Origin of the sequence: Caballeronia sp. BR00000012568055 (genome assembly GCF_029439455.1) — a bacterium.
Classification (GTDB): Bacteria; Pseudomonadota; Gammaproteobacteria; order Burkholderiales; family Burkholderiaceae; genus Caballeronia.
Genome location: NZ_JAQFVG010000311.1, coordinates 82,581 through 89,439, shown reverse-complemented (window position 1 = coordinate 89,439; position 6,859 = coordinate 82,581). Strand labels below are relative to the sequence as shown.

Below are 6,859 nucleotides of genomic sequence, written 5' to 3'. Positions count from 1 at the left end.
CGATGCCTGAAATCGAAGCGCCCAAGCGGAAGCGCGCGATCAAAAGTACGCCTTGACGCTTAGCGGTACGCGTTGATCGTATCGCGCGTTTTCTTCGCGGCGTCGGCTGCGGCCGGCGCGTAATCATCGCCCTTGCCGGCGTAGATGATTGCGCGCGACGAGTTGATGAGCATGCCCGTGCCGTTGGCCGTGCGCCCCGCGCGCACGGTCGCTTCGACATCGCCGCCCTGCGCGCCGATGCCCGGAATCAGCAGCGGCATCTCACCGACAATGCCGCGCACCGTTTCGATTTCCTTCGGGAACGTCGCGCCGACCACGAGGCCGAGCTGGCCTTTGTCGTTCCACTTTTCGGCAGCCAGACGCGCGACGACCTGATACAGCGGCTGACCATCCGTGTTGAGGAATTGCAGGTCCGAACCGCCCGCGTTCGAGGTGCGGCACAGCACGATCACGCCCTTTCCTTCATGCGCGAGATACGGCTCGATGGAATCGAAACCCATGTACGGATTGACCGTCACCGCGTCGGCCTGATAACGCTCGAAGGCTTCTTTCGCGTACTGCTCCGCCGTGCTGCCGATATCGCCACGCTTGGCATCGAGAATGACGGGAATGCCCGGATGTTTCTCGTGGATATGCGCAATCAGCGCTTCCAGTTGATCTTCCGCGCGATGCGCCGCGAAGTACGCAATCTGCGGCTTGAACGACGACGCGTACGGCGCGGTGGCATCGGCGATGGTCTTGCAGAACTCGAAGATGGCGTCGGACCGGCCTCTGAGCGCGCCGGGAAACTTTGCCGGTTCGGGATCGAGCCCGACGCACAGCAGCGATTGAGTACGCGTCCAGGCGGCTTCGAGCGATTGGATGAAGGACATGGCAGGGATTTCTTGAAGACGTCGATGCCACGCATTTTAACGTGCGTGGCATCGGGCCCTGCCTGCGACGGCGGCGAAATCTCAAATCGCCGAATTGGTCGTCGCGTTGAATTTCACGCCCAGCGTCGTTTCGAGATTCTTGATGGCGTCTTCCAGCACGCTGAATATCGTCGCGCGATCCTGCGCGTTGGAGAGATCGAGCGTGCTCGTCGATGCAACCGAATGCTGTGTCAGCGCGGAGTTATAGGCGCTTTGCGCGGTCGCGGCCGGAATGAATTCGCCCGCGCCGGTGCTGGCGTTCACGTAGGACAGCGTCTTGAACACGTTGACGAAGACATCGCCCAGTTTGGTCATGTTGAAGGCGACGTGGTTTTGCGGCGTCATCATCGTCGTCGCGTTGGTGGTGGGAATCGGCCGGCCATAGAACTGATTCAGGTAATAGCGCACCTGATACGGATACTGCTCGTAGGAATCCGTCTTGCCCCAGACGCTGCTCCACGCATCGACTTGTTTGACGGTGTCGGCGGTGGCCGTTGCGCCCTGTTTGCTGTAACTCGACATCAAGGTGCCGTAAAAGCCCTGGTTGTACGCCACGTTCAGCAGGATTTCGAAGAAGTTGTCCGGTAACGTTTTGAAGGTGGTCATCGCGTTGTCGAAGGCCGGTTGCCAGGGCGTGGTCCAGCCGCCCGTGCCCTTTCCGGTTTCCACCAGCGCGACCATATCGTTGTAATGGAAGTACGCGGTGAGCATCGGACCGTAGTACTTGTCATTGAACGATGGCGGCGTGACCTTGGTGTATTGCGTGCCCGCATCGGCCCATGAATAGCCGATATTCTTCTGCAGCGCGATGTAGTTGATCAGCGAATGTCCCTGCGGCTGATAGGTGCCGGAGACCATATCGGCGGCGTAATTGTTGATCTGATACGGACCGCCCTGACCTTTGCCCATCACCGCCTGCTGATCTTTCGATGGCGCGATCTGCGTGCCGCTTGCCTGATACATCTGCGATTCGAGATTCTCCTGCAACAACTGGCCGAGAACGGAACCGTAGAGATAGTCCTTTTCGAACTGAAGGCCGGGGTAATACTCGACGACCAGATGGCCATACATCACGCCCGCAATGATGTTGGACATGATGAGGTCGGTGTAGTTGTCGCCGTCCAGCTTCATGCTGTCCTGCGGGTTGCCCGCGCCGAGCAGCAAGTGGAAGTTGATCGTGCCTGTAGTCGTGACCGAGCCTGCTGGTGAGGGAGCGGGCGTGGGCGTTGGCGTGGGCGTGGGCGTTGGTGTTGGCGTTGGCGTCGGCGTCGGCGTTGGCGTTGGCGTCGGTGCAGGCGTTGGCGAACTGCCGCACGCGCCGAGATCTTTCCACGGTCCGTATGCGCCGCTTTGCGCGGGGTTATCGCCCTGTGTCCACCACTTGCTCTCGTAGTTGTGACCCGCTGTGGTTACGCGTGTGCCAGCCTTGTCGTAGATCGTGGCCGATTGCCATGACGGATAGCAATTCGCCGATGGCGATGGCGATGGCGATGGCGATGGCGCAGGCGTCGGAGCCGGTGCGGGCGCCGGGGTCGGTGTGCCGCCCGCCGATGGTCCCATATCCCGCCAAAGCGTCGGCGATGACGATGGATACCAGCCCGCGCCCGCCAGCGATGTATGCGTCTGCAACGCCTGATAATCGTGGCCCTGGTAACTGACGTACGTGCCCGCCGTATATTTGGTGTCTTCCTGCCAGGCCGGATAAGCAGCATAGACCGCACTCGCTACCAATACAGCACTTGCAACGGACCACCTCAGCTTGCGCAAATGAAATGATCGCATTTTCAACCTCGCTTTCTCTCAGACTGACCCGACCTAACCCCACTAAAATTTAGTCGATCGAATCAAATAAGTCATACGCGAGATTGAACGCATTACGACGTTTGGTTTCATCGAAACATCGTCGCTTTACAGCACGAAAATGCTGATTGAACGCAATGAAATGCGAATGAAGGATTGAGACTTACAGCCGATAAAAGAGGCGGTGATCCACACGCTCGACGTTCAAAATTTCGCAACGGCGCGCAAAAAAAACAGGCCGATCGCGTGACGCAATCGGCCCTTCACCTTGCCATTTGAAACGTATAGATCGAAGCGTTTATTTCGATGCCGCCCGCGCCTTGGTTCCCGCTTTCGACCGCGGCCGTCCGCGTCGCGCCGCTTCGCCGGTACGCTCGACGGTAAATCGAAACTCACGCGATAAGCGCTCGCCCGGAGCCAACACCGTCATGCCGTTGGCCTCGCCGCCGCCCGGCAGATTCACCGCGTTGATCGGATGATCGACCGGTTCGAAGCAGAAGAAGTCCTCACCGGGCGGCGCATACAGCACGTAGTAATCCGTGTCCGCCGCGATCGTCAGTGACAGCCGACGCTTGGGCCACAACACGCTCGTGCGTCCGCTCCAGCCGGTGAACGCGTTATTCACCATCGACGAAGGCATCGGGTACGCCACGCCGAATTGCCACGCGGGCGGCGCGGGCACGTGCCGCACCGGCAGCCAGTCATCGCCGCAAAGCCACAAGCCACCTGCCGCAGCGGACAGTTCCGTATCCGCTTCGCGCATCAGAAAAGGATGCAGGCCGAGACCGAAGGGCATGGCTGCATCGCCGGTATTTTCGATCCCGAGCGTGACGACCAGCGTCGCGTCTTCGAGCGAGTAAGTCTGCGAGGCGCGGAACGAATACGGCTTGCCGTTGCTCCGATCCAGCGACAGCCGCACGCGCGTGGCCGTTTCCTCTTCGACATCCCACGCGCCGAGCCAGCCATCGCCATGCAGCGGACACGGCTCGTCTTCGCGATTGCGCGGCACATCGATCGCGCGTCCGGAAAAATGAAAGTGCCCGTTGCGGATGCGATTCGAATACGGCAGCAACGGATAGCACGCGAGCAGATTCGGATCGGTGCCGGGACCGGGTTCGGGGCAGGGCCGGAAAATCGGCACCAGCGCGCCTTCGTGCCGCCAGTCGAATCGCGTGATACCGCCGCCGAGCATCGGCGCGACATCGAGTTTCAGGTGCGCGTTCGCCAGCGTGATGCAGCCCTCCACGTCCGTTCCGCCGATGGCGACCACCGCGGTGCTCGGGCCGGGGCGTATCGGCGGTTCGGTGGCGGCGGCCAGACGCGAGCGCCGTGCGTTCGCAGCTGCCGTGTTCGCCGCTGGTGTCGATGTGGATCGAAGTCTTTGTTCCGTGCGCGCAGCGGTCATGACTCATGCTCCATCGAGAGGCGTGGACCCGTCTTGTCGGGCGGCGCGTCATCGCGCGCCGCCTCGTCACTCAAAGCTTCCCTGCAAACCAGTTTTCCGCGATACCGCGCGCTCCGGGCTGCGCGCTGAACACGCCGCCCGCGTGTGCATCGCTGCCATCATTTGTATCGATGCCGATGCCCGCGCTCGTGATGAACAACGTGTCCAACGCCGCGCCGCCGAACGCAACGCAACTCGGCTGCTCGGTCGGCACATCGATACTCGCGGTTTCGCGTCCATCGGGCGCATAGCGCACCACGCGCCGACCGCCCCATTGCGCGTTCCACAGGCCGCCGTCTGCATCGACCGTCGAGCCATCGGGCACGCCGTGTTCATCGCTCAATTCGATAAACACGCGATCGTTCGAGCACGACGGGTAATCGCACACGCGAATCTGCCGCGTCGGCGAATCGCAGTAATACATGCGCGCGCCATCGGGACTGAAGCCGATGCTGTTCGAAATCGCGCAATCGCCCAGCGGCAGGCGTTCCAGCGTCAAATCCGTATTCAGCCGATAGAACCCGCCGAGCGGCTTCGCATCTTCAACATCGTGTTTCGTGCCAAACACGAAGCGCCCTTCGCGATCGCAACGGCCATCGTTGATACGTGTCGGCTGTCCGGCTTCGACTTCGATGAGGGTGTGGATCGCACCGGTCGCCAGATCGAAGAAGGCGAGACGCGACGCAAGACCGAGCAAAAGCGTGTTGGCATCGGCGCAAAGAGCGAACGTTGCGAGCCGCTCCGGCATATTGAAACTGCGGCTCGACTGATCGCGCGGATCGTAGCGCCAAAGCTTCGCGCCTTCGATATCGACCCAATACAAACGCCCGCTGCGCGCATCCCAGGTCGCGCCTTCACCCAGCGTGCATCGGCTATCGACGAGCAACTCAGCCTTCATACCCAGCCTCCATCGATGATCAAATCCTGCGCGGTCATCATGCTGCTGTCGTCGGACGCGAGGAACAGCGCCGCACGCGCCAGATGCGCCGGCAGCACTTCCCCGTCGATGCACTGGTTTTCCTTGATCGCGCGCTTGCCTGCATCGTCGAGCCAGAGACGCTTTTGCTTTTCCGTCATGACCCAGCCCGGCACCAGCGTATTCACGCGAATGTTGAACTGACCGAGATCGCGCGCAAGACCGCGCGTCATGCCCTGCACGCCCGCCTTCGCCGTCATGTAGATGGGAATATTGCTGTTCTTGATCATCCAGCTGATCGAGCCGAGATTGATGATCGAGCCGCCGCCGAGCTTTTTCATGTCCTCCGCGACAGCCTGCGCCGCGAAGAACTGATGGCGAATATTGACCGCGATGGTCTGATCGTAAAGCTCGGGCGTCACGTCTTCGATCTTGTGGCGCTTGTCGTTCGCCGCGTTGTTCACCAGCACGCCGATCGGACCGAAGGCGCTGCGGACATCGGCGATGCCGTTGCGGAGTGCATCGATATCGGTCAGGTCGATGTTGAGGTACATCGGGCGCGTCTGGTTTTCGTCCAGCGATGCGCCGAGCGTGTCGGCCAGCGCTTCGCCCGCGTTCGTATCGATATCAATGAAAGCGACCTTCGAACCTTGCGCGAAGAAATGTTCGACGAACGCCGCGCCGATACCGGTCGCGCCGCCGGTAATCAGCACGGTCTTGCCCTTCAGACTCGGATACTGCGCCAGATTCGGATTCATGTTTTAGTCCCGCGCGCCGCGATTCTTCAACTGATCCAGCAACACCGCCGCCAGCAGAATCGCGCCACGCACGAGGTACTGATAGAACGCATCGATATTCATGAGATTCATGACGTTCTCGACCGTACCCATGATCAGCACGCCGATCACCACGCCAGAAATCGTCGCCCGCCCGCCCAGCAGCGACACGCCGCCCAGCACGCAAGCCGAAATCACATTCAGTTCGAAACCTTCCGCCGCGTTCGGCTGCCCGGACGTGATCCGTGACGCCAGAATCACACCGGCCAGCGCCGTGACCGCGCCTTGAATCAGGAAAATCCACACGCGCGTGCGTTCGACATTGATCCCCGCGAGGCGCGAAGCTTCGGGGTTTCCGCCGATCGCCAGCGTATTGCGCCCATAAACCGTCTGGTTGAGCAGCACGCCGAAGATAATGAAACAAGCGAGCGTGACCCAGATAGGGAGGGAAATCCCCAACATCGTCAATCCGCCCAACGCGATAAACGTATCCGACGACACGCCCACCGCTTGTCCATGCGACACGATAAAGCCCAGCCCGCGCACGATTTCCATCGTCGCCAAGGTCGTGATCAGCGCGTTGATGCGCAGATAAGCGATCACCGCGCCGTTGACGAAACCGATCACCGAACCCGCCACCACCGCCGCGATAATCGCGATGAAGGTGTTGCCCGTGGCGTTCAGCACCATCGCGCAAAGTACGCCCGCGAACGCGATGGTCGAGCCGACGGACAAGTCGAAGTCGCGCGAGGCCAGGCAGAACATCATCGTGCAGGCGACCATGCCGATCTGCGAGATCGACAGCGCCAGACCGAGCATGTTCTCGATCGAGAAGAAGTGATCGACGGTCAGCGACATCGTCAAAAACATGACAACGAAGATCACGATCAGGCTGTATTCGGTGATCTGCTGCCACCACTTCTGTTTGTCGTTCTTGGCCGGAATCAGCGCGCTCGCTACTTTCTCGCCCGCCTGACCGACGATATTTTCTCTGGCTTCCATGTTCGCTCCT

Annotated in this window: 6 protein-coding genes; all 6 read right to left on the bottom strand. The window is 60.7% G+C overall.

Going from position 1 to position 6,859, the window contains the following annotated elements; genetic code table 11:
• Positions 1-59: 59 nt before the first annotated feature.
• The 6 genes from pyrF to araH all read right to left on the bottom strand — a co-directional run bounded on the left by pyrF (position 60) and on the right by araH (position 6,849).
• Positions 60-872, bottom strand: coding sequence for an orotidine-5'-phosphate decarboxylase (pyrF, locus tag P7F28_RS22755; RefSeq protein WP_277187022.1), 813 nt, complete (start codon positions 870-872; stop codon positions 60-62).
• An 81-nt stretch (positions 873-953) separates the two neighbouring features.
• Complete coding sequence (locus P7F28_RS22750) at positions 954-2,693, bottom strand: carbohydrate-binding protein (RefSeq protein ID WP_277187021.1); 1,740 nt, start codon at positions 2,691-2,693, stop codon at positions 954-956.
• 316 nt (positions 2,694-3,009) lie between these two features.
• Entirely contained in the window at positions 3,010-4,116 is a 1,107-nt protein-coding gene (locus tag P7F28_RS22745) for an aldose 1-epimerase (RefSeq protein WP_277187020.1), read from the bottom strand.
• 70 nt (positions 4,117-4,186) lie between these two features.
• A complete protein-coding gene (locus P7F28_RS22740) occupies positions 4,187-5,053 on the bottom strand; it encodes an SMP-30/gluconolactonase/LRE family protein (protein WP_277187019.1) in 867 nt (288 codons plus the stop codon).
• Entirely contained in the window at positions 5,050-5,829 is a 780-nt protein-coding gene (locus P7F28_RS22735; protein ID WP_277187018.1) for an SDR family NAD(P)-dependent oxidoreductase, read from the bottom strand. The genes P7F28_RS22740 and P7F28_RS22735 overlap by 4 nt, the downstream gene beginning before the upstream one ends.
• A 3-nt stretch (positions 5,830-5,832) precedes the next feature.
• Complete coding sequence (gene araH / locus P7F28_RS22730; protein ID WP_277187017.1) at positions 5,833-6,849, bottom strand: L-arabinose ABC transporter permease AraH; 1,017 nt, start codon at positions 6,847-6,849, stop codon at positions 5,833-5,835.
• Between the last annotated feature and the right edge of the window lie 10 nt (positions 6,850-6,859).

Bases quoted from the DNA above. Each gene is read 5' to 3' on its own strand.
- araH (WP_277187017.1), bottom strand. From the start codon at position 6,849: ATGGAAGCCAGAGAAAATATCGTCGGTCAGGCGGGCGAGAAAGTAGCG.
- P7F28_RS22745 (WP_277187020.1), bottom strand. From the start codon at position 4,116: ATGACCGCTGCGCGCACGGAACAAAGACTTCGATCCACATCGACACCA.
- pyrF (WP_277187022.1), bottom strand. From the start codon at position 872: ATGTCCTTCATCCAATCGCTCGAAGCCGCCTGGACGCGTACTCAATCG.
- P7F28_RS22740 (WP_277187019.1), bottom strand. From the start codon at position 5,053: ATGAAGGCTGAGTTGCTCGTCGATAGCCGATGCACGCTGGGTGAAGGC.
- P7F28_RS22750 (WP_277187021.1), bottom strand. From the start codon at position 2,693: ATGCGATCATTTCATTTGCGCAAGCTGAGGTGGTCCGTTGCAAGTGCT.
- P7F28_RS22735 (WP_277187018.1), bottom strand. From the start codon at position 5,829: ATGAATCCGAATCTGGCGCAGTATCCGAGTCTGAAGGGCAAGACCGTG.